General features: G+C 63.3%; 21 protein-coding genes. 9 read left to right on the forward strand and 12 right to left on the reverse strand.

From position 1 onward, the window contains the following. Nucleotides 1-15: 15 nt before the first annotated feature. From AC1RLZ_RS07975 to hemP, 6 genes are all read right to left on the reverse strand, one after another. The gene (locus AC1RLZ_RS07975; RefSeq protein WP_493188204.1) at nucleotides 16-1,305 is read right to left on the reverse strand and encodes an amidohydrolase family protein; all 1,290 of its coding nucleotides are present in this window, start codon (nucleotides 1,303-1,305) and stop codon (nucleotides 16-18) included. A 115-nt stretch (nucleotides 1,306-1,420) separates the two neighbouring features. After that, nucleotides 1,421-1,756 carry a response regulator gene (locus tag AC1RLZ_RS07980; RefSeq protein WP_493188205.1) on the reverse strand — a complete coding sequence of 112 codons (336 nt, stop codon included), beginning with the start codon at nucleotides 1,754-1,756 and terminating at the stop codon, nucleotides 1,421-1,423. Nucleotides 1,757-1,936: 180 nt separating this feature from the next. After that, nucleotides 1,937-2,749, reverse strand: a complete 813-nt coding sequence (locus AC1RLZ_RS07985; RefSeq protein WP_493188206.1) for a heme ABC transporter ATP-binding protein — start codon at nucleotides 2,747-2,749, stop codon at nucleotides 1,937-1,939. 5 nt (nucleotides 2,750-2,754) lie between these two features. Continuing rightward, a complete protein-coding gene (locus tag AC1RLZ_RS07990; RefSeq protein WP_493188207.1) occupies nucleotides 2,755-3,852 on the reverse strand; it encodes a FecCD family ABC transporter permease in 1,098 nt (365 codons plus the stop codon). A 1-nt stretch (nucleotide 3,853) separates the two neighbouring features. Beyond that, complete coding sequence (locus tag AC1RLZ_RS07995; protein WP_493188208.1) at nucleotides 3,854-4,822, reverse strand: heme/hemin ABC transporter substrate-binding protein; 969 nt, start codon at nucleotides 4,820-4,822, stop codon at nucleotides 3,854-3,856. A gap of 8 nt (nucleotides 4,823-4,830) precedes the next feature. Beyond that, nucleotides 4,831-5,025: a hemin uptake protein HemP gene (hemP, locus tag AC1RLZ_RS08000; protein WP_493188209.1), complete on the reverse strand. Its 195-nt coding sequence runs from the start codon at nucleotides 5,023-5,025 to the stop codon at nucleotides 4,831-4,833. A gap of 313 nt (nucleotides 5,026-5,338) precedes the next feature. Between hemP and AC1RLZ_RS08005 the strand changes: the two genes are divergently transcribed. The 3 genes from AC1RLZ_RS08005 (at nucleotide 5,339) to hutX (ending at nucleotide 8,659) form a co-directional block, all read left to right on the forward strand. Further along, nucleotides 5,339-7,666: a TonB-dependent hemoglobin/transferrin/lactoferrin family receptor gene (locus AC1RLZ_RS08005; RefSeq protein ID WP_493188210.1), complete on the forward strand. Its 2,328-nt coding sequence runs from the start codon at nucleotides 5,339-5,341 to the stop codon at nucleotides 7,664-7,666. 96 nt (nucleotides 7,667-7,762) lie between these two features. After that, on the forward strand, nucleotides 7,763-8,101 hold the full coding sequence (gene hmuQ / locus AC1RLZ_RS08010) for a heme-degrading protein HmuQ (protein ID WP_493188211.1): 339 nt from the start codon (nucleotides 7,763-7,765) through the stop codon (nucleotides 8,099-8,101). A 51-nt stretch (nucleotides 8,102-8,152) separates the two neighbouring features. Continuing rightward, complete coding sequence (gene hutX, locus AC1RLZ_RS08015) at nucleotides 8,153-8,659, forward strand: heme utilization cystosolic carrier protein HutX (protein WP_493188212.1); 507 nt, start codon at nucleotides 8,153-8,155, stop codon at nucleotides 8,657-8,659. Between the two features lie 10 nt (nucleotides 8,660-8,669). Here the strand turns inward: hutX and AC1RLZ_RS08020 are convergent, their stop codons facing one another. After that, complete coding sequence (locus AC1RLZ_RS08020; RefSeq protein WP_493188213.1) at nucleotides 8,670-9,572, reverse strand: LysR family transcriptional regulator; 903 nt, start codon at nucleotides 9,570-9,572, stop codon at nucleotides 8,670-8,672. 157 nt (nucleotides 9,573-9,729) lie between these two features. On the opposite strand from AC1RLZ_RS08020, the gene AC1RLZ_RS08025 reads away from it, so the two are divergent. The 6 genes from AC1RLZ_RS08025 to cnbZ are packed head-to-tail and all read left to right on the forward strand — an operon-like array spanning nucleotide 9,730 to nucleotide 15,064. Continuing rightward, nucleotides 9,730-10,947 carry an amino acid ABC transporter substrate-binding protein gene (locus AC1RLZ_RS08025; protein WP_493188214.1) on the forward strand — a complete coding sequence of 406 codons (1,218 nt, stop codon included), beginning with the start codon at nucleotides 9,730-9,732 and terminating at the stop codon, nucleotides 10,945-10,947. 42 nt (nucleotides 10,948-10,989) lie between these two features. After that, nucleotides 10,990-11,856, forward strand: a complete 867-nt coding sequence (locus AC1RLZ_RS08030; protein ID WP_493188215.1) for a branched-chain amino acid ABC transporter permease — start codon at nucleotides 10,990-10,992, stop codon at nucleotides 11,854-11,856. Next, nucleotides 11,853-12,803: a branched-chain amino acid ABC transporter permease gene (locus AC1RLZ_RS08035; RefSeq protein WP_493188216.1), complete on the forward strand. Its 951-nt coding sequence runs from the start codon at nucleotides 11,853-11,855 to the stop codon at nucleotides 12,801-12,803. Before AC1RLZ_RS08030 ends, AC1RLZ_RS08035 begins: the two co-directional genes overlap by 4 nt. Further along, nucleotides 12,796-13,557 (forward strand): ABC transporter ATP-binding protein, encoded by a 762-nt coding sequence (locus tag AC1RLZ_RS08040; protein WP_493188217.1) that lies wholly within the window; start codon nucleotides 12,796-12,798, stop codon nucleotides 13,555-13,557. Before AC1RLZ_RS08035 ends, AC1RLZ_RS08040 begins: the two co-directional genes overlap by 8 nt. A gap of 7 nt (nucleotides 13,558-13,564) precedes the next feature. Next, on the forward strand, nucleotides 13,565-14,281 hold the full coding sequence (locus AC1RLZ_RS08045) for an ABC transporter ATP-binding protein (RefSeq protein WP_172980405.1): 717 nt from the start codon (nucleotides 13,565-13,567) through the stop codon (nucleotides 14,279-14,281). A 27-nt stretch (nucleotides 14,282-14,308) separates the two neighbouring features. Further along, nucleotides 14,309-15,064 (forward strand): 2-amino-5-chloromuconate deaminase CnbZ, encoded by a 756-nt coding sequence (gene cnbZ, locus AC1RLZ_RS08050; protein WP_493188218.1) that lies wholly within the window; start codon nucleotides 14,309-14,311, stop codon nucleotides 15,062-15,064. 5 nt (nucleotides 15,065-15,069) lie between these two features. Here cnbZ and AC1RLZ_RS08055 read toward each other — a convergent pair whose 3' ends face one another. The 5 genes from AC1RLZ_RS08055 to AC1RLZ_RS08075 form a co-directional block, all read right to left on the reverse strand. Further along, a complete protein-coding gene (locus AC1RLZ_RS08055; RefSeq protein ID WP_493188219.1) occupies nucleotides 15,070-17,283 on the reverse strand; it encodes an SLC26A/SulP transporter family protein in 2,214 nt (737 codons plus the stop codon). Nucleotides 17,284-17,412: 129 nt separating this feature from the next. Then, a complete protein-coding gene (gene glgA, locus AC1RLZ_RS08060) occupies nucleotides 17,413-18,834 on the reverse strand; it encodes a glycogen synthase GlgA (RefSeq protein WP_493188220.1) in 1,422 nt (473 codons plus the stop codon). Between the two features lie 198 nt (nucleotides 18,835-19,032). Then, complete coding sequence (locus AC1RLZ_RS08065; protein ID WP_493188221.1) at nucleotides 19,033-20,424, reverse strand: MFS transporter; 1,392 nt, start codon at nucleotides 20,422-20,424, stop codon at nucleotides 19,033-19,035. Nucleotides 20,425-20,671: 247 nt separating this feature from the next. After that, nucleotides 20,672-22,075: an MATE family efflux transporter gene (locus AC1RLZ_RS08070; protein WP_493188222.1), complete on the reverse strand. Its 1,404-nt coding sequence runs from the start codon at nucleotides 22,073-22,075 to the stop codon at nucleotides 20,672-20,674. After that, the gene (locus AC1RLZ_RS08075; protein WP_493188223.1) at nucleotides 22,072-22,575 is read right to left on the reverse strand and encodes a helix-turn-helix transcriptional regulator; all 504 of its coding nucleotides are present in this window, start codon (nucleotides 22,573-22,575) and stop codon (nucleotides 22,072-22,074) included. Before AC1RLZ_RS08075 ends, AC1RLZ_RS08070 begins: the two co-directional genes overlap by 4 nt. Between the last annotated feature and the right edge of the window lie 10 nt (nucleotides 22,576-22,585).

Genomic DNA, 22,585 nt, shown 5'->3' on the forward strand with positions numbered 1-22,585 from the left:
AGGAGGCCGACGATATCAGGTCGGTGGCGCGTAGGCGGCCGGATCGACCAATGCCGGGCGGCCATCGAGTGCGAGCCGGCCGATCCGTGCCGGCGTCTCGGCGATGACCTTGCCGCGGCGCACGACCGCGAGCCGCGTCGCCTTCAGCCGGATCGCCTCGATGGGATCACGCGCCTGCAGGAGGACGAGGTCGCCGTTACAGCCCACATCGAGGCCGTAACCTTCGAGGCCCATGATCTTTGCTGGGTTGGTCGTAACGGTGTCGAAGCAGAAACGCATGGCGTCGCGGCTGGTCATCTGTCCGACATGCAGCCCCATATGTGCGACCTCCAGCATGTCTGCGGAGCCCAGCGAATACCACGGGTCCATGCAGCAATCCTGTCCGAAAGCCACATTGATCCCGTAAGGCCGCATTTCCGGCACGCGGGTCTGGCCGCGGCGCTTCGGATAGCTGTCGTGACGCCCTTGCAACACAATGTTGATCAGCGGATTGGCGATCGCGGCAACACCGGCCTCGGCGATCAGCGGCAGCAGCTTCGAGACATAGTAATTGTCCATCGAATGCATCGAGGTCAGATGTGAGCCGGCAACACGGCCCTGCAATCCCAGCCGCTCCGTCTCATAGGCCAGTGTCTCGATATGGCGCGACAGCGGATCGTCGCTTTCGTCGCAATGCATGTCGACGCGCAATCCGCGTGCGGTGGCGATCTCGCAGAGCGCCGTCACCGATGCGGCGCCGTCCGCCATGGTGCGCTCGAAATGCGGAATGCCGCCGACGATGCTGACACCCTTGTCGAGCGCGCGTTTGAGATTCTCTGCAGCCGTCGGCGAGCGGAAATAGCCGTCCTGTGGAAAGGCCACCAGTTCGAGATCGAGATAGGGGGCGACCTGCTTCTTGACGTCGAGCAGCGCATCCACCGCGAGCAGCCGGTCGTCGCAGATATCCACATGGGTGCGCACGGCCAAGAGCCCCTGTGCCACTGCGAGGTCGCAATAGCGCAGCGCGCGTTCGACCAGGGCCTCATAAGTGAGGTGCGGCTTCAACTCGCCCCACAGGGCGATGCCTTCGAGCAGGGTGCCGGAGACATTCAGGCGGGGCAGGCCGAGCGACAGCGTCGCATCCATGTGGAAGTGGACATCGACGAATGGTGGCGAGACCAGATGCCCGGCGGCATCGATCACCCGTCCGGCGTCTCCCGACAGATTGGACTGCACCGCGACGATACGGCCTGATTCAACGGCAATATCCTGGCCAGTCCGGCCATCGGGAAGCGTGGCGTTGCGAATGAGGAGGTCGAACGGCATGTGACCCTTGCTGAGGCGGGGCGTGATCGCCGAATTATCAACTTTGCGCTGCAGCAATGCAAGGCTGTCCCACGCGGTTCGCGAGGGGCAAGCCGCGTGTGCTTTGCCTTCTACACTAATGGAAGGATTGTTGTGCCGCGCGAAGCAGGTCGATCGGGCTCCACGGCTTGGCCATGAACAGCGTGCCGTCGGGCAGGCGGCGCACGCGAGGCGCACCCGAGGTCACGATCACGTGCATATCAGGGTATCGTTGCTTGGCAAGATAAGCGAGCTCGATGCCGTCCATCATGCCCGCGAGTTCCACATCGGTGAAGACCATCGCAACATTGTCGCCGGATTCCTCCAGCACCAGCACGGCCGCCTCCGCGCTTTCGCATTCGATGACGTTCATCTCGCTCTCTTCGAGCAGCAGGCTGACCAGTGTGCGTTGTGCTTCGTCGTTCTCGACCACCAATGCTGTCGATCTGTGTGCATACCCCATGGGGAATCTCCGTGGTTTGTTGCGACAGGAGGGCAATGCGTGAGTTCATCAGGGGTTCAGATAAAAGTGAGTTCCCGTGAGCAACAATGTTACTCACGCATATGCAGGCCTGCGCAGAATGATGTTCTTGGCAGAAATGCAGCTAACCCGCTACGGAAGTGATGGCGCTATCTGTTGCATCATCTGCGGCAGCAGATAGGGCGCGCCATCGTCGGTCCGGGCGACGACGACATCGATATCGAACACGCGGCGGATCACATCGCTGGTGATCGTCTCCGATGGTGTTCCTTCTGCAGCAACGGCGCCGTTGCGCATGACGACGATGCGATCCGCAAAACGAACTGCGAGGTTGAGATCGTGCAGCACCGCGATGACGGCCGTGCCGTTGCGCGCGCGCTGCCGGGAGATTTCCACCAGCTCGATCTGGTGCCGCAGATCCAGAGACGATGTCGGCTCGTCGAGCAGCAAGATGCCGGGGCCATGGGCAGCCTCGCCGCAGGCGAGTTGCACGAGGATGCGGGCGAAATGCGCGCGCTGCTGTTCGCCGCCGGAGAGCGTCGGCAATTCGCGATGACGGAAGTCGCCGAGGCCCACTTCATCGATGGCGGCATCGACCAGCGATTGCGCGGCAGCCAGCGGCAGGATTCCGCGCCCCATGCGCACGACTTCTTGCACGGTGAACGGAAAACTCACGCTGACATGCTGAGACAGCATTGCGCGCCGCATCGCGAGTTCTTCGGGCGACCAGGCGTGGAGATTGCGGCCTTTCAGCGTGATGCTGCCGCGCGATGCGCGCAGATCGGCGGACAGCAGGCGCAGCAGCGTCGACTTGCCGGCGCCGTTGGGGCCGACAATGGCGACCATCTCGCCGCTGGTGATGGTGAGATCGACGTGATCGAGCAGCGTGGCCTGGCCGATGGTGAGCGACAGGCCGGATGCTGTAAGGATGGGAGCGTCGGCCATTGGCGTCACAGCCCCACCAGCCCGCGCTGGCGCAGCAGGATGAGCAGGAAGATCGGCGCGCCGACGGCGGCGGTGAGGATGCCGATGGGCATCTCGGCCGGCGCCACGATGGTGCGCGCCAGCGTATCGGCGCCGACCAGCAGGCTGGCGCCGAGGCCGACGGAGGCCGGCAGCAGGAGCCGATGGCCCGGACCGATCACCAGCCGCAGCAGATGCGGCACCACAATGCCGACGAAGCCGATCACGCCGCAGACCGACACCGCCGCGCCGGTCATGGCCGACACCAGCACGATGCAGATACGCTTGAGACGCTCGACATCGACGCCGGAATGAAAGGCTTCGGATTCGCCGAGGATCAGCACGTCGAGGCCGCGGCTGGTGAACAGCATGCCGATCAGGCCGAGAGCCAGCATCGGCGTAATCGTTGCCGCCTTGCTCCAGGTGGCGCCGCTGAGCGAGCCGAGCAGCCAGAAGGTGATATCGCGCAGCTGGTGGTCGTCGGCGATGAAGACCAGCAGACCGATGCCCGCATTGGCGATGGCGGCGATGGCAATGCCGGCGAGCAGGAACAGCGCGATGGACGTGCGCCCGCTGCGGCTGGAGATCCGGTAGAGGATGATGGTCGTCAGCAGCGAGCCGACGAAGGCCGCGAGCGGCAGCAGGAATGGCTGCAGAAAACTGACATTGTGCGCAAAGCGGCTGTCGCTGATGACGATGGCGCCGGCTGCGGCAAATGCGCCGCCGCTGGAGACACCGACCAAAGCAGGGTCAGCCAGCGGATTGCGAAACAGGCCCTGCATGATCGCGCCCGCCGCACCCAGCATGCCGCCGATCATCGCGGCGATGGCGATGCGGGGAATCCGGATCGACCACAGGATCAGTTGGTCGCGTGCGGCAAATGGATTGCCGGGATCGGCAGCCGTCAGGCCAAGCGCCGCGGGCAGGCGGGCGAGGGGAATGCCGGCGGCACCCACGGTGGCGGCAAGCATCACCGTCAACAGCAGTGCTGCGAGCAGGCCGCACAGGACAACGATCGTCTTGGGGCGGCGCACCCGGCCCCTCGTTCTGACAAACGCAGTCAGCTTGGCGTCCGCAGCAGTCATCTTATTGACGACAGTCGACGGCGAGCGAGGCGGGCTTGAACGAGGCCGCGTCGGCGGTCAGCGCCGGATCGAGTTTCACGGCAAGGTCGCGCGCGGCGGCGGCCGTGCGTGGGCCGAAGCCGAGCAGATAGAGGCCGTCCATGGTGACCAGGTTTCTGGTCTTTGCGGCCGGCGTCAGGGCGAAGGCCGGGTTGGCAAACACGGTGTCGGCCTGCAGCGTGTCCTTGCCGCGCTCCATCGACAGCACCACATCCGGTTTGGCTGCGGCGATCGCTTCATCGGTCATGATCTTGTAGCCATCGAAACTGTCCGCGACATTCACGCCGCCGGCCAGCTTGATGATTTCGTTGGCTGCCGTCTTCTGGCCTGCGACCATGGCGCGGCCGTCGAGAAATGACATCACGAACATCACGCGAACAGGTGTTTTGATTTTCGCGCGCAACTCGCGCAGCGCGGTGAGGTCGCCGGCCACGGCATTGGCGAGACATTCGCCGCGCGGCTCGACACCCGCGACCCTGGCGATCAGCCGGATCTTCTCGATCATGCCGGCCTCGGTGAACGTGTCCGGTGCGACGATGAGCGGAATCCTGGCGGCGTCGATGACGTCGATGGTTTCCTTCGGGCCGGAGCCCGCAATAGCCAGTACCAGTTGCGGATTGAGTCCGAGTACGCCTTCGGCTGAGAGCTGGCGCATGTAACCGACATTGGGTTTGTCGGCCATCGCCTTCGGCGGATACAGGCTGGTCGTATCAACGGCGACGATGCGGTCGTCGGCGCCGAGCGCATAGAGGATTTCGGTGACCGCGCCTCCGATCGAGACGATGCGGGTCGGGTGGCCGATGGTGACGTCGCGGCCGCGGGCGTCGCGCACCATGACGTCTTCGGCTGCCGCCGCGGCGGAGAATGCGAGAATGCTCGCGAGCGCTACACATTGCAGCGCATGCGCGATGCGGCGATTACGCATGGTCATCGCAGCGGTCATTTGGTGAGGATCAGCTTGTTCTGGAATGTCAGGCGCAGGCGATAGGTCTCGTCGCCATGCGTAATGAGTAACTCACGCTGATCCGCGAACAGCTCCTTGCTGTCCATCCGGTCGCCATTGACGACTACATGACGTCCGGCCGAGGGCTTGGTGTGAGCGGCGGCGCTGCCGTCGTGAGAACCAGTATCCATAGCGCCGATATATCCCGTCCGTGAAAGTCTCTCTCGTCGTTATAGGTTTGGTCGCACCTCATCGCCAAGCACTGCAGTCTATAATCGGTATAAACAGGAGCGGGATTGCTTGACCCCCCTGTCAATGAACCGTAATCGAAAATGGCAACTTGGTGGCAGGGGTCTCCGAGTCGCATTCGAAAGCCAGCAAGCTCCCTGCCTCGCGCAGCGCCAGCCAGCCACGATCCGTTGAAAAATTGTGCTTGGGGATTAGGCTATGGCTCTTGGGGGCAGGACTACGCGCGCCTTGTTGTTGGGCGCGTCGATCGTATCAATGGGAGCGCTCGTCTCCGGGACCGCCCTGGCACAGGCCGCCGCCGTGTCGGCAGGCGACGTGCAGCCGCAAAAGCCTAAACCAGCGAAGAAGAAGCGTGTCGCGGCACAGTCGGCAGTCATGCCGGCGCCGGTGGCTGACGCCAATGCACAGGCCGGCCGCAGCGGCCAGTCCCTCGATGAGATCACCGTTACCGCAACGAAGACCGAGCAGCGCGCCATCGACGCGTTAGCGCCGGTCAGCGTCATGACGCAGGAACAGATCCAGCTGCAGCAGCCAAACCGCCTGAGCCAGCTCTTCTACAACGTTCCCGGTGTCTGGATGCAGGACCGTGGCGATGATCCATCGACGGCGATCAATATCCGCGGCCTGCAGGACTTCGGCCGTGTCGCTGTTGTGGTCGATGGTGCACGCCAGAACTATCAGCGCTCGGGTCACAATGCGAACGGTTCATTCTTCCTCGAACCCGAGCTGATCGGTGGCATTGATATCACCCGGGGACCGACCGCAAACATCTACGGGTCGGGCGCCATCGGCGGCGTGGCGTCGTTCCGCACCAAGGACATCAATGATGTTCTGCGTCCGGGCGAGCGTTGGGGCGTGGACATGAGCGGTTCCTACGGCTCCAACAACAATCGCGGCCTCGGCTCCGTGTTCGGTGGCGTGCGCGTCGACCCGTCGGTCGACGTGTTCGGCGGCGCGGTCTACCGGACGCAGGGCAACTACAAGGATGGTGACGGCACCGAGATCGGCAACACTGGCAACGACATCGCTGCGGGCCTGATGAAGCTGACGGTCCGTCCTGCCGATGGCCACGAGATCAAATTCGGCGGCATCTTCCAGGATTATCAGTACAGCATCGGTCAGATGAACCGTGGGGGCACCACCACGGCGGCGCCGGCTGCGGCCATCGCCGGTTCGTCGGTCTATGGCTCCACGGCCAAGACCTATACCGGTACGGTGACCTGGAAGTACTCCAGGCCGGATGACATGTTGTTCGACTGGAGCGCCACGCTGTATGGCAATCGCACCGACAACGATCAGGTCAAGACCTACAACAACCGTATCACCGCGGGTTCAGGCACCTGTACGCTCGCCAACCCCGGCAACAATATTTCCGGCTGCGTCGGTGATCGCCGCGGTTACCTGCTGGATACGGTCGGCGTGGACGTCAACAACACGTCGCGTTTCGATGTCGGCGGGTGGCGCAATGCCGTCACCTACGGCTTCGATGTCTTCAACGACAAGGTCGCGACCTTCGATTCCCGCGGCAACTCCAACATCACCACACCGAGCGGCGACCGGACGGTGGGCGGCGGCTTCATTCAGCTGAAGAACAACTACTCGACCTGGCTCGAAGTCATCAGTGCGCTGCGTTACGATCACTACGAGCTGAATTCGTCGGGCACAGGCGTCGCCGGAACGACGTCGTCGAGTGGCGATCGCCTTTCGCCGAAGATCACTGTCGGCGTTACGCCGGTTGCTGGTTTCACGCCTTATGTGAGCTACGCCGAGGGCTATCGCGCGCCGTCGATCACGGAGACGCTGATCGCGGGCGGCCATGCCACCGGCGGCGGTCCGACGCTGTTCAACTGTCCCGATGGCACCTCAGGCCTGTTCTGCTTCCGGCCGAACCCGAACCTGCGTGCTGAAGTCGGCAAGAACAAGGAAGTCGGCGTCAATCTGAAGTACAACGGCATCTTCACAGCCGGCGATAGCTTCCGCGCCAAGTTCAACTTCTTCCGCAACGATGTTGACGACTATATCGATCTGGTCGCTTCTACCCCTGTCGCTTCGCCACTGACGTTTATGGGTTTCCCGATTCCGGGCATGTTCAGCCAGTTCTACCAGTACCAAAACATCGCGTCGGCAAAGATCGAGGGCTTCGAAGCGGAGACATCCTATGATGCCGGCGATTGGTTCCTGGGTGTCGGCGCTACGCTTCAGCGCGGCAAGAACACCCAGACCAATGTTGGTCTGGCGACGATCCAGCCGCGCAAGGTCACGACCACCGGTGGCGTCCGCTTGCTGGACCGCAAACTGGTCATCTCGGCTCAGTGGTCGTCAGTTGGTGCCATTACCGACATCCCGGTCGGCTATGTGCCATCGACCGCCTATGATCTGGTCAATCTCTACGTGGCCTATCAGCCCACGCCGGATATCACCCTCAACTTCGGCGTCGACAACATCCTCAACCAGTACTATCGCCCCTACGCCATTCCTGGCGCGGGTGCGGATGGCACTACCCAGAACGACGTTCTGTGGACCAGCCCCGGCCCCGGCATCGTCTACAAGGGTGGTCTGAAGGTCCATTTCGGCGGCGCATAACCGTCCGCGACCTGACACCTCCAGAGGAATCGCGCTCATGTCCGGGCGCGATTTCGTTTATGATAGGCTACGAGCACACAAGAGAAGGAATACTCCATGTTCATCGCCATGAACCGCTTTCAGGTGAAACTCGGCTCCGAGGCCGCTTTCGAAAACATCTGGGCGAACCGGGAATCGTATCTCTCGGAATTGCCGGGCTTCATCGAGTTCAGCCTGTTGAAAGGCCCGGTGGCCGAGGATCACACGCTGTATTCGTCGCATACGGTCTGGGCCAGCAAGGCGGACTTCGAGGGCTGGACCAAGTCGGAGCAGTTCCGCAAGGCCCATGCCCGCGCGGACAACAAGTCGGAAGGCGCCAGCCTCTATCTTGGTCACCCCAAGTTCGAGGGTTTCGAAGTGATCCAGTCCGAGCGCCGCAAGAGCGCTGCGGCCTGATCGCAGACGACTGCGTTTATTGACGACAATGATCGATCACGGAGCCATTCCATGCTGAATACGGATCTCGCCGCGCTGAAAATTTATATGGCGGAGAATCCCGGCGCCGTGATCGAGACCGTTGCGCGTGAGCGCAACGTCACGCCCCGCGCGGTGCTCGAAGCATTGCCCGAGGGGATGGTGACCATCGGCGGCGCCGCCGACGCCTTCGTGACCGCGATGACGGATATCGCCGAGTGGGGCGAAGTCACGCTGATCGTTCACACCGAGGACGGCATCTTCGAGACGACGGCGCCGCTGTCGCCGGGCGCCATCGGCCATGGCTACTATAATCTGACACAGCCGAAGGGGCTGCATGGACATCTGCGTCATGAACGCTGCGGCGGCGTTGCCTTCGTCGAGCGGCCCTTCATGGGCAAGTCGTCAGCTTTCGTTGCTTTTCTCAATGTGGACGGCGGCGTGATGTTCAAGGTCTTTGTCGGCCGCGACGAGACCCGCGCGCTGAAGCAGGATCAGCTCGAACGTTTCCGCGCGTTGGCCAAGAAGCTCGACGCTTAGGCGCGGCATCTCACTCGGCGTGCTCCTGCATGCGCGCCACCAGCATCTGGGCCACCAGCCGGGTTGATGGCGAGGCCATTCGTGCTGCGAGTTGCACCAGGGTCACCTGTGTCGCTTCCAGCCTGCTGTCACGCAGCGGCACGGCCACCAGCGTTCCGGCATTGATCGATGCCATGGCGGAGACCATGGGCAGGAATGTCGCCAGATCTGTGCGTGCGGTGATGGTTTGCGTGAAGGCGAGCGAATTGGTCTCGCTGCACATTTCCAATTGAATGCTCGCCTGTGCGCAGGATTTGTCGAGCTCCTGACGGATACCGAAGGAGGTGTCGGGCAGGATCACCCGTAGCCCGGCGAGATCCTTCATCCGCAGCGAGGTCTGGCCGGCCAGCGGATGCCGCGGCGAAACGATCAGGCAGACCGGCTGCCGCATGCGACCGAGCTCGATCAGGTCGCGCCGCGTGGCGCGGCCGAAGATCAGGCCGAGATCGACGTCGTTCTGTCCGACCATCTCGACCACGTCGCGCGCGCCGACCGCGGTGACCGACAGGGCGATGCCCGGATATTGCTGCGAGAGGTCAATGTAGAAACCGGGCAGGAAGCTCGACAGCATGCCTTCGACGGTGGCGATCTTCACCTGCCCGCGGCGCAGCGATGCGAATTCCTCGACCTGGCTGCGCAGTCCGTCGAGCTGGCTGCGGTTCTCGACTGCATAGCGATACAGCACGTGGCCGGCATCGGTCAGGTTCATGCCGCGCGCGCCGCGCTCGAACAGTTTGACCGCAAGCTCTTCCTCCAGCCCCTGCACCTGCCGGCTGATGGCGGAGGGAGCGATGCGCAGCGCTGCAGCGGCCTGTTTGATCGATCCGGACTCGGTAACGACGCGAAAATAGCGAATGGCGGTGGATTCGATCATCGTTGGTCCCTCGCGGCTGGCTGCCCAGCGCGATGGCAGGACCTGACTAGCGTTCTGATTTTCAGACCTCTCACATCGAAATTCAATGCTTTTATTCGAAATGCTAATTTGCAAAGGTTTCGGCAGGTCACGGTCCCGTCATCGATGGAGAATTTGGATGTTTCATCCCCGGCTTGCTGTCTCGGCTTTTTCCGCCTCCCTTCTGCTGGCTGCGGCCGGCGTGGGAGCGACGTCCTCAGTAGCGTCTGCGCAGGACGTCATCCGTTTCGGCGCGCCGCTGCCGATCACCGGGCCGCTGGCGCCGGAAGCCGTGAAGCAGCAGCAGGGCTATGATCTCTGGGCGGAGCAGGCCAACAAGGCCGGCGGCATCAATGTCGGCGGCAAGAAATACAAGGTCGAGATCGTCTATTCGGACTATCAGTCCAACACGCCGCGCTCGGTGCAGACCACCGAACAGATGATCACCCAGGACAAGGTGAACTTCATGTTCGGCCCGTTCGGGTCGGGCGCCGCCAAGGCCGCCAGCACGATCGCCGAGAAATACAAGGTGCCGATGCTGGCCGCGACGGCGTCGTCATCGCAGGTCTATGACCAGAACTACAAATATCTGTTCGGCACCTTCACGCCGAACGACACGCTGACCACGCCGCTGACGCAGCTGGTCAAGGCCAAGGCTGCCGACGTCAAGAAGGTCGCGATCCTCGCGCGAAACGATCTGTTCCCGCTGGCCATTGCGCAGGAAATGGAAAAGTCCGCCAAGGCCAACGGTCTTGAGGTCGTCTATTTCGAGAAATACGCCATCAACACCCTCGATCACTCCGCGACCCTGTCGCAGATCAAGTCGCTCAATCCGCAGTGGATCTTTCTGACCGGCTACACCAATGATTTGCTGCTGCTGCGCAAGCAGATGGTCGATCAGCAAATGAAGGCGGGTGTCGTGACCATGATCGCCGGTCCGGCCTATCAGGAATTCATCGATTCCGCCGGCCAGAGCGCCGAGAACATCTCCAGCGCGTCGTGGTGGCATCCGGCCGAACAGTACAACGGCAAGGACATCTTCGGCACGACAGCCAATTTCGTGAAGCTGTTCAAGGACAAGTACAAGCTAGAGCCTGATTATGCCCACGCTTCGGCTGCGGTATGCGGCGCTCTGTTCCAGATGGCGATCGAAAAGGCCGGCTCACTGGACCGCGACAAGGTGCGTGACGAACTCGCCAAGATGGACGTCGTGACCTTCTGGGGCCCGGTGAAATTTGGCGCCAACGGCCAGATCAACTCGCTCGAACCGCCGGTCTTTCAGATCCAGGCCGGCAAGCCGGTGGTGCTGTTCCCCGATGCGATCAAGCAGGGCGACTTCAAGCTCGGCGTGAACTGAGCGCCGAGTTTGAAATACTAAAGCGACCGGCGGGGAATCGACATGCTGGCCATCCAGGTCCTGATCAATGCGCTCGTGCTTGGGTGTCTCTATGCCTGTATCGCGATCGGCTTCTCGCTGGTCTGGGGCGTTCTCAACGTCATCAACCTGATCCACGGCTCGTTCATCGTGCTCGGTGCCTATCTGGCATGGGGCGCCTATAATTCGCTCGGGCTGTCGCCCTGGTATGCGTTGCTGATCGCCGCGCCGGCCTTTTTCGTGTTCGGCTATCTGCTGCAGCGGCTGCTGCTCAATCGCGTCATCACCGCACCGGTGCTGGTGACGCTGACGCTGACCTTCGGGCTCGATCTGATCCTGAACAATGCGATGATCTATTACTTCAAGGCCGACTACCGGAAGCTGATCCTGAACCCGCCGACGGGCTCGATCTCGATCTTCGACGTCGTCGTCCCCGTCGATCGCCTGATTGCGACAGCTTCGGCATTGGCTCTTACGTTCTTGCTCTACCTGCTGCTGCGCCGCTCGAAAGTCGGCCGCGCCATCGTTGCCGTCCGGCTCGATCGCGATGCCGCGGTGCTGATGGGTGTCGACGTCAAATCGATCTACGCCACCGCCTTCGGTCTTGGTGCGGCGCTCGCCGGTTGCGCCGGTGTGCTGATGGCGCTGATCTTCCCGATCTCGCCGCTGACCTCGTCGGCCTATCTGGGCAAGGCCTTCGTGGTCTGCGTGCTCGGCGGTCTCGGCAGCGTCTCCGGCGCGCTGGCCGGCGGCATCTTGCTGGCTTTGGTCGAAGGCGTCGGCTCGGTCTATCTCGGCCCGGCCCATGCGGTGACGCTGTCTTTCGTCCTGCTCATTATCTTCCTTGTCGTCAGGCCGCAGGGCTTGCTCGGCCGAAAGGGTTTTGAATGACCCGGACCAATCTCGCGCTTCTCGCTCTCATTGCCTGCGTTGCGGCGCTGCCGCTGTTCGGCGATGCCTATGCGCTGCGTCTCGGCACCATGGCCTGCATGTATGCGATCTTCGCGCTGTCGTGGAACATCGTCGGCGGCTTCGCCGGCTATCCGTCCTTCGCGACGGCAGCGTTCTTCGGTCTCGGCGCCTACACCACCGGCATTCTCATGAACAAGGGCGTGCCGCTGTCCCTGTCGCTGCTGGGCGCGCTGGTGCTGTGCCTGTTGCTTGCGGCTGCGCTCGGCGCGGTGCTGCTGCGGCTGCGCGGCCATTATTTCGCGATTGCCAGCCTGTCGCTGGTCGAGGTGTTCCGCGAACTCGTCAACAACGCGACGGATCTCACGGGCGGCGGCATGGGCCTGAATATCCCGCTGGTGTCCGGTTCGAGCGTTCTGTCGGACGCGACCTTCTTTTTCTACGCCATGTGGGGGCTGCTGCTGATCACCGCGCTCGTTGTCATCGCGGTTTCGATGTCGAAGCTCGGTTTTGGTCTCAACTGCATCCGGCAGAACGAGACAGCCTCGAACATGGTCGGTCTCAATTCCACGCTCTACAAGGCCATCGCCTTCGGCTTGTCCGCCTGTTTCGTCGGCGCCGCCGGCGGGCTCTATGCCGCCTGGGTGCATTACATCGACCCGTCCGACGTATTCGACATCCTCTATTCGGTGAAGCCGATCGTGATGGCGCTGATGGGCGGGCTCGGCTCGCCGCTCGGCGTGGTCTGCGGCGCCTTCGTCTATCTCGGCCTCGAAGAGGTGGTCTGGCGCAACTACATCCAGATCCATTCGGGCGTGCTGGGCGTTCTCATCATCCTTCTGCTGCTGTTCCTGCCGCATGGGCTGGTGTCGCTGCATGCCGGCAAAATCTGGCGCGGATTGACCGGACGAAAGGCAAAGCATGTCTAGGCCCGGTCACGAAATCCTGCATCTCAGCAACGTCTCGCGCCACTTCAGCGGGTTGAAGGCGCTCAGCGATGTGTCGCTGTCGGTCAACAAGGGTGAGGTCGTCGGTCTGATCGGTCCGAACGGCGCCGGCAAGACCACGCTGGTCAACACCATCTGCGGCGTCACGCCAGCGAGCTCAGGCGTCGTGACGTTCGACGGCAAGGACATCACGCGGATCAAGACCTATCAGTCGGCGCGGCTTGGCCTGTCGCGGACTTTCCAGATCGTGCAGCCTTTTGCCGAGTTTTCGGCGCTCGACAATGTCGCTGCCGCGGCACTGTTCTCGCAGCCGGGCGAGAGCCTGAAATCGGCCCGCGAGACCGCCCGCGCCCATCTCAATTTTGTCGGCCTCGATGCACAGGCGAACCAGTCTGCGGCGACGCTGACACTGGCCATGCGCAAGCGTCTGGAGCTGGCCAAGGCTTTGGCCATGAAGCCGAAGCTGCTGTTCCTCGATGAGGTCAATGCCGGCCTCAACAGCGCCGAGGTCGAGCGTGCCACCAAGCTGATCCATCAGCTCGCCGCCGATGGCATCACCATCGTGATGATCGAACATCTGATGAAGGTCGTGCTGAACGTCTGCACCCGTATCGCGGTGCTGCATAACGGCCGGCTGATCGCGGACGGTGCGCCGCGCGACATCATCAAGGATCCCGCCGTGGTCGATGCCTATCTGGGCCAGCAATATGCACAACGGAACGCCGCCCGTGGCTGATCATCCGATGCTCGAACTCAATCAGGTCTGCGCCGGCTATGGCGAAATCCAGGTGCTGTGGGGCATCGACATGGCGGTGCGCTCCGGCGAGATCACCGCGCTGATCGGCTCCAACGGCGCAGGCAAGACCACGCTGATGCGTGCGCTGTCCGGACTGATCCCGCTGACCTCCGGAAAATATGTCTCCGAGGGCGTCGATCTGTCGAAGGCCACGGCGGCACAGATGCTGGCCCATGGCATCGTCCATGTGCCGGAAGGGCGCCGTTTGTTCGGCGCCATGAGTATCGAGGACAATCTCCTGATGGGCGCCTATTCGCGCAGCGTCAGCCGGACCGAGCTCAATCGCGATCTCGACCGCGTCTATACGACCTTCCCCAAGCTCCGCGAACGCCGCAATCAGGCGGCGGCAACGCTGTCGGGCGGCGAGCAGCAGATGTGCGCCATTGGCCGCGGGCTGATGAGCGCGCCGCGCCTGCTGATGATCGACGAACTCTCGCTCGGCCTGTCGCCGCTGCTGGTGGAGCAACTGGTCGCCGCGTTGCGACAGCTCAACAGCGAAGGCATGTCGATCCTCCTCGTCGAGCAGGACGTCACCACGGCGCTCGATCTCTGCCATCACGCCTACATCATGGATATGGGCCGCATCGTGCGCACCGGGCAGGGCGCCGAGCTGCTGGCCGATCCCATCATTCGCGACGCCTATCTCGGCGTCCTTGAAGACTGACTTTGATTTCATCGAAAGAGGCCAAACATGATCGAGACCGTCGAAGCCCCCAATAGCGGCTACCGTTACATGCCCGGCGTCAGCCAGTATTCCTGCGGCGTCGGCGCACTGCCTGGCTTCGCGCTGGAGCGCGTGCGCTTCTCCAGGGTTGTCCCGCTGAAGGAGGGCTTTGCCAGGATCGCCGAGATCATCAAGGCAGCCGGCCGGCCGCTGACCGCCTTCGCAGCCTGCGAGTTGCGCTCGCCGGCGCCGTTCACGGAGCAGGGTTTCATCGACTTCAACGAGATCTATATCAGGACCCTCGAAGACTGGGGCATCATGAAGGACCGCGTGAATCCCGTCGGGCGCAGCAATGTGTGTCCGAAGATCGATCCGCCGTCAGAGCCGGGCTTCCACGCCTTCTCGTTCACGACCGTTGCCCCGAATGCGCCGGCGTCCTTTGTCATTGCCGGCAGCGGTGAGGCCGCTGAGGGCAAGGGCGATTACCGTGACAACACCGTGCGCCTTGGCGACATCAGCCCGTCGGGGATGCTCGAAAAGGCCAAGTTCGTGCTCGATGAAATGGAGCGCCGCATGAGCGCGTTCTCCGGCGACTGGAGCCAGACAACAGCCGTGCAGCTCTACACGGTGCGGGACGTCTATCCGCTGCTGGAAAGTGAACTCGGTCGTCGCGGCGTGTTCCGCAACGGCCTGACCTGGCACTTCAACCGCCCGCCGGTCGTCGATCTCGAATATGAGATGGATTGCCGCCGCGTGCATGTCGAGCGCGTGGTCGAGGTTTAACCGCCTCAGTGATGACTGACGCGCAGATCCTGCGAGGTCTGCCGCAGTCGTCGGGTGAGTTCGCGCGCCAGGTTGCCCAGCAGCCTGGTAGCGAGCACCGGGTTCTCCTGCAGGATTAGATCGAAGCCGTTGCGCGGAAATTCGTAACAGGCCACCGCGTCATCGGCGACGATGGTGGCCGAGCGCGGCACCGATTCCACCAGCGCCATTTCTCCGACCGTGGTGCCGCGGCCAAGTCCGGCGATGCGGCGTCGCTCGTGATGTCCGTCGGTGCGCAGCAACACGCTGACGCTCCCTTTCAGGATCAGCCACATCCGGTCGCCGGCGTCGCCTTCGCGGCAGATCGTATCGCCACATGCGAATTCGCGTCTGGTCATTACTGCAGTCAGTTCGGCCATCTCGTTGGCGGAAACGCCATCGAGAAAGTCGATCTGCTCGAGCGTGAGCTCCTCCGCTTGCCCCTGCCGAGCAGCAGAGCGGTCGAGCATGGTCTGCTCCATCCATTCAAGTGCGGAATCGAGATCCTGCGTCATTGGCGGCGATGCCGCGTCGTGCCCGATCCCGTTGCCGATGATGGCGGCATGGACCGGCCGGACATTGCAGTAGATCAGTCGCCGTTTCTTCTCAGTCGCCTTCTGGCGCAGGGTTCGCAATGCGTTGATGCCGGACACATCGAGGTCGGAGATGGCCCCCATGTCGAGCAGGATCATGTCCGTACTGTTGAACAGGTCCTTGACGCGGAGCGAGAGGTCGTCGGCATTGCCGAAAAACAGTGCGCCTTCGAGCTGCAGGATGGCGCGCTGCTGCCCGGTCTGCTGCAGGATCGCGAGATCGTCGGCCGAGCGAATGCGTTTGGAGAACAGCGTGTCGCCGAGATGGGCGCGGCGTACCAGCGGCCGGCTCATATTGATGACGAAGATGATGCAGGACAGGATGATCCCGACGATGACTCCGGAAACGACAGAGCTGAACACGGTCACGGCCATCACCGCGAGCACGACGATCAGGTTATAGACCGCGTGACGGCGAACCTGCGGCTCGCTGCTTGATCGAATGTCGGTCAGCAATTGCAGATTCCAGCGATCGAACAGCACGATGCCGATCACCAGCAGCAGGCCGGCGAACACCGCGCGCGGCACCTGTGCGAGCACCGACGACAGCGCGAATGTGACGGCCAACAGGCTGAGCGCCACGAAAATGCTGGTCCAGCGCGTGCGGCCGCCCATGCGATAGCCGAGCAGGATCACCGATGGAATCGCCGATCCGCCGATGCCGCCGCCCAGCGCTGCCGCCGCATTGGCGATGCCTTGTGCGGCGAGGTCGCGTACCGGGTGGATATGCGTATCGTCGAGCTGCTGCGCCACGCGGAAAGCCAGCATGGTCTCCACCGTGCCGATGATCGCCAGCACCAGCGACACCAGCACGACATGCGGAAGCACGGCGGTCAGTTCAGGCGTGATCGAGCCGTCGAACACTGCGCCGAGCGGCATTGCGGGCGGGAAGCTGACATGGATCTCACCGATCGTTGGCCCGAGATCGAGACCGGTCGGGATGCTGATCAGATAGTAGAGCGCGGTGCCGGCGATGAAGCCTGCAAGCGATCCCGGTATTTTTCGCAGCCAATCTGGCAGCCGCAGCCAGCCTGCTATTGCCGGATAATTCAGAACAAAGAGCGCCAAGGCCACGACGTAAACCAGCATCGCGGGCTTGTTCGGCCACGGCGTATGCGTGGCAAAGAACGGTTTGAACTGGGAAATCACGATCAGCATGCCGACGCCGTTGAGCAGGCCGGTCAGAACCGGATGCGGCGCGAATTTGATGGCGCGAGTCAGGCCGAGCAGTCCGAACAGGACCTGCCACAGCCCGGCCAGAAACAGACACAGCATGATCGCGGTCACGATCATCGCGGGCTGGCTCGCAAGCGTGGCGTCATTGACCAGCGTCGTGGTCAGGCCGGCCTGCACCAGGGCCATGCTGACGCGGCTCGTCGTCACGATATAGGACGAGGTGGCGACCACGGCCGCGACCAGGCCGACGATGGCGCCGCCATACAGGCCAGCTGCAGCGCCGGCCGCGACATAGTCGGGGCCGAGCGGCGCAAACACGAGCAGTCCGCAAGCAAGGCAGAGCGGCAGACAGACGAGGCTGGAGATCAGACCGGCGCTGATTTCCGATCGCCAGTTGACGAGCGGCTCGGCGGGAGGCGATGCTTTGAGCACGGGCTGGCCTTCATCACGGAGGGACCGGCCACGTCTTCATGGATGACGGTTGTTGCCAGCTTTCGCCATTATTGTGAAACGGAACTGATCCGCAAGCCAAGATCGGGGGCGCCCCGCCGATTTCCCGCGCTACACCCCGGCGACGATGGCCTTGCGATAGAGCGCGCTGTAGCTGGCGGCAGAAATATTCCAGCTGAACGACTTCGACATCGCGCTGCGGCGCATCGAGTTCAGGCGATCCTTGGATCCGTAGGTGGCGAAGGCGCGGAGGATGCCGCCGAGAAACGACTCCGTGGATGGCTGCGTGAACAGGAAGCCGGTCTCGCCGTCGACGATGGTCTCGGCGAGGCCGCCGGTCTGGTGGCCGATCGGCAGCGAGCCGAAGCGCTGCGCATACATCTGACTCAGGCCGCACGGTTCGAAGCGCGACGGCATCAGCGTGAAGTCGCTACCGGCGAAAATCCGACGTGCCTCGCGGTCGTTGAAGCCGATGGCGACACCGATGGCGTCGGGTCTGCGGCGATGCGCGTCCATCAGCGCATTCTCGATGGCGGTCTCGCCGCGCCCGGTGACCACGATCTGTCCGCCGGCGGAGACGATGGCGTCGGCGGCTGACAGCACGAGGTCGACGCCCTTCTGATGCACGAGGCGGGCGACCAAACCAAAAATGGGCCCGCGGGAGAGCGCGAGCCCAAATTGTTGACGTACCCCATCGGCATTGGCGCGTTTGGCTTCCCAGTCGCCCGCGCCGAACGGTCTCATGAGCTCCGCGCAGACGCGCGGGTCCCAACTCTCATCGATGCCGTTGAGAATGCCGGTGAGACGCGACTCGTTGGAGCGCTTGGTCAGCAGGCCTTCCAGCCCGCAGCCGAGTTCCGGCGTGGTGATCTCGCGGGCGTAAGTCTCGCTGACGGTCGTGAGGTGCGACGAATAGACCAGCCCGCCCTTGAGGAAGGAGAGCTTGTCGTAGAATTCCAGCCCGTCGATATGGAAGGACTCCGCCGGTGCACCGATCCGGCGCAGCGAAGACTTCGGGAACAGGCCCTGATAGGCCAGATTGTGGATCGTCAGGATGGTCGGGATCTTGACGCCGCTCCAGGCCAGATAGGCCGGCACCAGTGCGGCCTGCCAGTCATTGGCGTGGACGAGGTCGGCCGACCAGTTCTTGTCGAGATTGCCGGAGGCGAGCAGGGCCGCGGCGGATGCGAAGCGCGCGAAGCGGATGTCGTTGTCCGGCCAGTCGCGGCCGCTGGCGTCGCCGTAAGGATTGCCGGGACGATCGTAGAGCTGCGGGCAGAGCAGGATATAGATCGGCAGCCCGTCCTTGGTCGCGGCCAGGCCGACCGAGCAGGCGGGCATTTCCGCCAGTGCCGGGCATTCGCCGACGATCTCGATGTCAGGAAACTGCGTGACGACGTCGCGGTAGCCGGGAAGGATGACGCGGACGTCGGTCCAGATGCGCAAAGCTCGAGGGAGAGCGGCGGAAACGGCTGCAAGGCCGCCCACCCGGATGAAGTCGTCAATCTCTGGAGTGACGAACAGTACCCTCAAGAAATGCCCTCGTGCCCGCCGTGACTACAAGGAGACGAAACTGGTCCAGCGTCTTTGGGTACTTATGGAACCGAAGGGCAATGGAACTCAGTTTTGTTACTTGCGCCGCAAAATATCCATCTGTGCACTGCAGTATATCACATCACTTAATACGGCATTGCAAAAGAGAAATGTGAGTTCGCAAAATTATCTCTGAAATCAGTGACCGGGTAACGACGGAACGATCAGTCGCAGGAAGCTCATGATGCAGCCGAGCGCGGCGAAACCGGCGCCGAGCGCCAGCGCCCAGGTCGCGCCGGAATGACCGAACAGGCCGAAGCAGAAGGCGGCGAGCGCCGCGCCCATGCTCTGGCCGGTCAGCCGGGCGGTCGCCACGATACCGCTGGCGCCGCCGCTGCGGCCGGCGGGGGCGCTGGACATGATCGCCTTCATGTTGGGCGCCTGGAAGAAACCGAAGCCGGCGCCGCAGATCACCATCCGCCAGACGATATTGGCGACGCCCGGATCAGGCGGCAGCCTGGCCAGCAGCACCATGCCGATGCCAAGCATGGCGAGGCCGATGCCGCCGAGCAGGCCGGCCGGATAGTTGTCCGACAGCCGGCCGGCGATTGGCGCCATGATGCCGACGACTAGCGGCCATGGGGTCAGGAAGAAGCCGGTCTCAACTGCCGAACGATGCAGAACCTCTTCGAAATAGAACGGCAGCGACACGAAGGCGAGGCCTTGGACGGAGAACGAGCACACGGCCGTGGCCGCCGACAAGGCGAAGAGCGGGCGGCGGAACAGGTCGATCGGCAGCATAGGCGCAGGATGATCGGCCTGCCGGCGCAGCAGCAGCCAGCCGAACAGCAGACCGGCAACCAGTTCCGCGACGACGATGGATGGTGCCGTGTGATGGGCGGCGCTGTCGATGCCGAGGATCAGCAGGCCGAGACAGAGCGAGGTCAGCAGGGCACCGAGAAAATCGAAACTATGGGTGGCGCGTGCGGTCTTTGGCAGGGTCTTGAGGCTGATGACAATGGCGGCGAGGCCGAACGGCAGGTTGATCGCGAACAGCCAGGGCCAGGTCGCGACCGACAGGATGCCCGAGGCGATGGTGGGGCCGAGGGTGAAGGCCGTCGCGACGACAAGGGCGTTATGACCGAGCCCGCGGCCGAAATGGCTTGGCGGATAAACCACGCGGACCAGCGCGGCATTGACGCTCATGGCGCCGGCGGCGCCGAGGCCCTGCAGCACCCGCGCGAACAGTAAAGTGTCCAGCGACCACGCGAATGCGCAGGCGACCGACGCGATCGTGAACAGGATCAGGCCGCCGAGATAGATGCGCTGATGGCCGACGATCTCGCCCAGCGCGCCGAACGGCAGCAGCGTGGCCACCATGGCGATCTGGTAGACATTGACCACCCAGATCACATCCGCTGGCGTGGCATGCAGGTCGGCGGCGATGGAGGGCAACGCGATATTGGCAATGGCCGTATCGAGCGAGGCCATGGCGAGCGCGGTGAAGATGGCAAGCCGCGCCCAGCGCTGCTGGCTCGGCGTCAGCCCGTCCGTCGGCTGGGGAGCCTGTGCCACGATACCGTCTGCCATGCTGGGGGATTCCTGGCGGCGGCCGAATTGGCCGCCGATCCGCGCTATCTAGGATAGTTCGCGTTGCCCCTACAGGCGTGTAACTGCATGAGGCATATGCACATCTTTGTTCCCAGCGGGTAGGATGGGTCGAGCGTCTTCGCGAAACCCATCACTTTTCCCGCGGACCACAACGAGTTTCGCGCCGGCGCCACGCGCCTGCGCTCTACCCGTCCTACACACCACGCTCTGCTTTGAGACGACGCTTTCAGGTGGCCTTCTTGAACCAGGTCCCGGACGCGACCGCCGTGACGATGATGGTGCCGTAGACGACCAGCGCGAAGGTCAGGCAGGCGAACAGCCAGGTCAGCGATCCCGTCAGCCGCAGCGCCAGCCAGCCGCCGCCGATCGAGATCAGCAGCCGCAGCACGCCGGCGAGCAGGGGATAGAGCATCTTTCCGGCGCCCTGGGAGGCGAAATACAGCGACAGGCCGAGGCCGAAGAAGCCATAGGCCGGACCGACAATACGCAGATAGGCGCTGCCGGTCTCGATCATCTGCGGGTCCGACCCGAACAGGCCAAGCCAGGCAGCCGGCCAGATCGCGGCGGCCAGGCCCACGGTCTCGGTGATCACAAACACCATGCCGCCGCCGATCAGGGCGGCCCGCAACGCGCGCTGCTCCTGCCCCGCGCCGATATTGGTGCCGACCAGAGCCACCAGTGGTCCGCCGAAGCCGAAGGCCAGCGGCACCATCAGATATTCCAGCCGGACGCCGGTGCCGAAACCCGCCACCGCATCGCCACCGGCGAAGCCGCCGACCAGCGCGGTGGTGAGCAGCACCGTGAAACTCGTCTGCAGCGAAATCACCGCAGCGATAGCGCCGACGCGCAGGATGTCGGCGGACAGATCCCAGCGCAGGCGCGCCAGCTTGAAGTGGACGATGCAGCGGCCGGAGAGAATGTAGCCGGCGAGCACGGCGCCGACCGTGAAGGTCGACAGCACCACGGCCCAGCCGCCGCCGGCGATGCCGAGCGCGGGGATCGGACCCCAGCCGAAGATCAGCAGCGGCGACAGCGGGATCAGCAGCACGACGCCGATGCAGATCGACAGCGACGGCACCAGCATGTTGCCGGTGCCGCGGATGATGCTGGCGAAGCCGTTCATCAGCCAAACCAAAACGCTGCCGCCGAACACCACATTGGAATACTGCATGGCCGCGTCGAGCGCGCTGCCGCTGACGCCCATCGCGGTGTAAATCGCACGGCCCCAGATCAGGAAGATCGCGGAGCCGATGAGACCGAGCAGGATATTGATGAGCGTGGCATGCATCACCAGCGCTTCGGCATCGTCGGTGCGCCGCGCGCCGAGCGCGCGCGCAATCGCCGAGGAAATGCCGCCGCCCATGGCGCCAGCCGACAGCATCTGCATCATCATGAAGCCGGGAAACACCACCGCCATGCCGGTCAGCGCGTCGGAACCGAGATGCGATACCCACCAGGTCTCGATCAGGCCGGTGGAGGCCTGCGCCAGCATCACCAGCAGATTGGGCCAGGCCAGCTTCACCAGCGTGGACGCGATAGGCGCCTGCAGCAGCATCCGCGTGCGCGGATTCATCTCGGAGATCGGTGTCGGATGGGCGGCAGCGACTGCCTGTGGCGTTTCAAGTTTCACAGTGTTCCGTCCTTCTGTGGGCGCGGTTTGCTGAGCCGCCGTTGCACGCGTGCACTGGCGGCGGGGCCGGGGGCGTTGCTGTGGGTGGCTTCGGTGATCGGTTTGCCGGTGCGGCGGTCGACCAGGATGGGATCGGCGGTCTCGCCGGTCTCCTTGTCGATCAGGACGACGCTTTCGCCTTCAGGCGCAAAGTGCCGGTTGCCCCAGCTCTGCAGCGACCACAGCACGGAGCGGAAATCCCGGCCGCGCGGGGTCACGATATATTCGTAGCGCGGCGGCTTTTCGCAATATTGCCGCTTCTCCAGCAGTCCGGCCTCGATCAGGACCGCCAGCCGGCGGGTCAGCATGTTGGGCGCGATGTTGAGGTTCTTCTGGAACTGGTCGAACCGCGTCATGCCGTAGATGGCGTCGCGCATGATCAGAATGCTCCACCACTCGCCGACGCGCTCGAGGCTGCGGGCAATCGGGCATTCCAGTTTTTCGAAACTCTTGCGCTCCATGGCGGGAAGA

Source organism: Tardiphaga sp. GW822-FHT04G09, from assembly GCF_058800725.1.

Excerpts from the sequence above, each read along its gene's own strand:
- AC1RLZ_RS08075 (WP_493188223.1), bottom strand. The coding sequence starts at position 22,575 with ATGGAGCGCAAGAGTTTCGAAAAACTGGAATGCCCGATTGCCCGCAGC.
- AC1RLZ_RS08045 (WP_172980405.1), top strand. The coding sequence starts at position 13,565 with ATGCTCGAACTCAATCAGGTCTGCGCCGGCTATGGCGAAATCCAGGTG.
- hemP (WP_493188209.1), bottom strand. The coding sequence starts at position 5,025 with ATGGATACTGGTTCTCACGACGGCAGCGCCGCCGCTCACACCAAGCCC.
- AC1RLZ_RS08025 (WP_493188214.1), top strand. The coding sequence starts at position 9,730 with ATGTTTCATCCCCGGCTTGCTGTCTCGGCTTTTTCCGCCTCCCTTCTG.
- hutX (WP_493188212.1), top strand. The coding sequence starts at position 8,153 with ATGCTGAATACGGATCTCGCCGCGCTGAAAATTTATATGGCGGAGAAT.
- cnbZ (WP_493188218.1), top strand. The coding sequence starts at position 14,309 with ATGATCGAGACCGTCGAAGCCCCCAATAGCGGCTACCGTTACATGCCC.
- AC1RLZ_RS07985 (WP_493188206.1), bottom strand. The coding sequence starts at position 2,749 with ATGGCCGACGCTCCCATCCTTACAGCATCCGGCCTGTCGCTCACCATC.
- AC1RLZ_RS08040 (WP_493188217.1), top strand. The coding sequence starts at position 12,796 with ATGTCTAGGCCCGGTCACGAAATCCTGCATCTCAGCAACGTCTCGCGC.
- hmuQ (WP_493188211.1), top strand. The coding sequence starts at position 7,763 with ATGTTCATCGCCATGAACCGCTTTCAGGTGAAACTCGGCTCCGAGGCC.
- AC1RLZ_RS07990 (WP_493188207.1), bottom strand. The coding sequence starts at position 3,852 with ATGACTGCTGCGGACGCCAAGCTGACTGCGTTTGTCAGAACGAGGGGC.
- AC1RLZ_RS08030 (WP_493188215.1), top strand. The coding sequence starts at position 10,990 with ATGCTGGCCATCCAGGTCCTGATCAATGCGCTCGTGCTTGGGTGTCTC.
- AC1RLZ_RS08005 (WP_493188210.1), top strand. The coding sequence starts at position 5,339 with ATGGGAGCGCTCGTCTCCGGGACCGCCCTGGCACAGGCCGCCGCCGTG.
- AC1RLZ_RS07995 (WP_493188208.1), bottom strand. The coding sequence starts at position 4,822 with ATGACCATGCGTAATCGCCGCATCGCGCATGCGCTGCAATGTGTAGCG.
- AC1RLZ_RS07975 (WP_493188204.1), bottom strand. The coding sequence starts at position 1,305 with ATGCCGTTCGACCTCCTCATTCGCAACGCCACGCTTCCCGATGGCCGG.
- AC1RLZ_RS08065 (WP_493188221.1), bottom strand. The coding sequence starts at position 20,424 with ATGGCAGACGGTATCGTGGCACAGGCTCCCCAGCCGACGGACGGGCTG.
- AC1RLZ_RS08035 (WP_493188216.1), top strand. The coding sequence starts at position 11,853 with ATGACCCGGACCAATCTCGCGCTTCTCGCTCTCATTGCCTGCGTTGCG.
- AC1RLZ_RS08020 (WP_493188213.1), bottom strand. The coding sequence starts at position 9,572 with ATGATCGAATCCACCGCCATTCGCTATTTTCGCGTCGTTACCGAGTCC.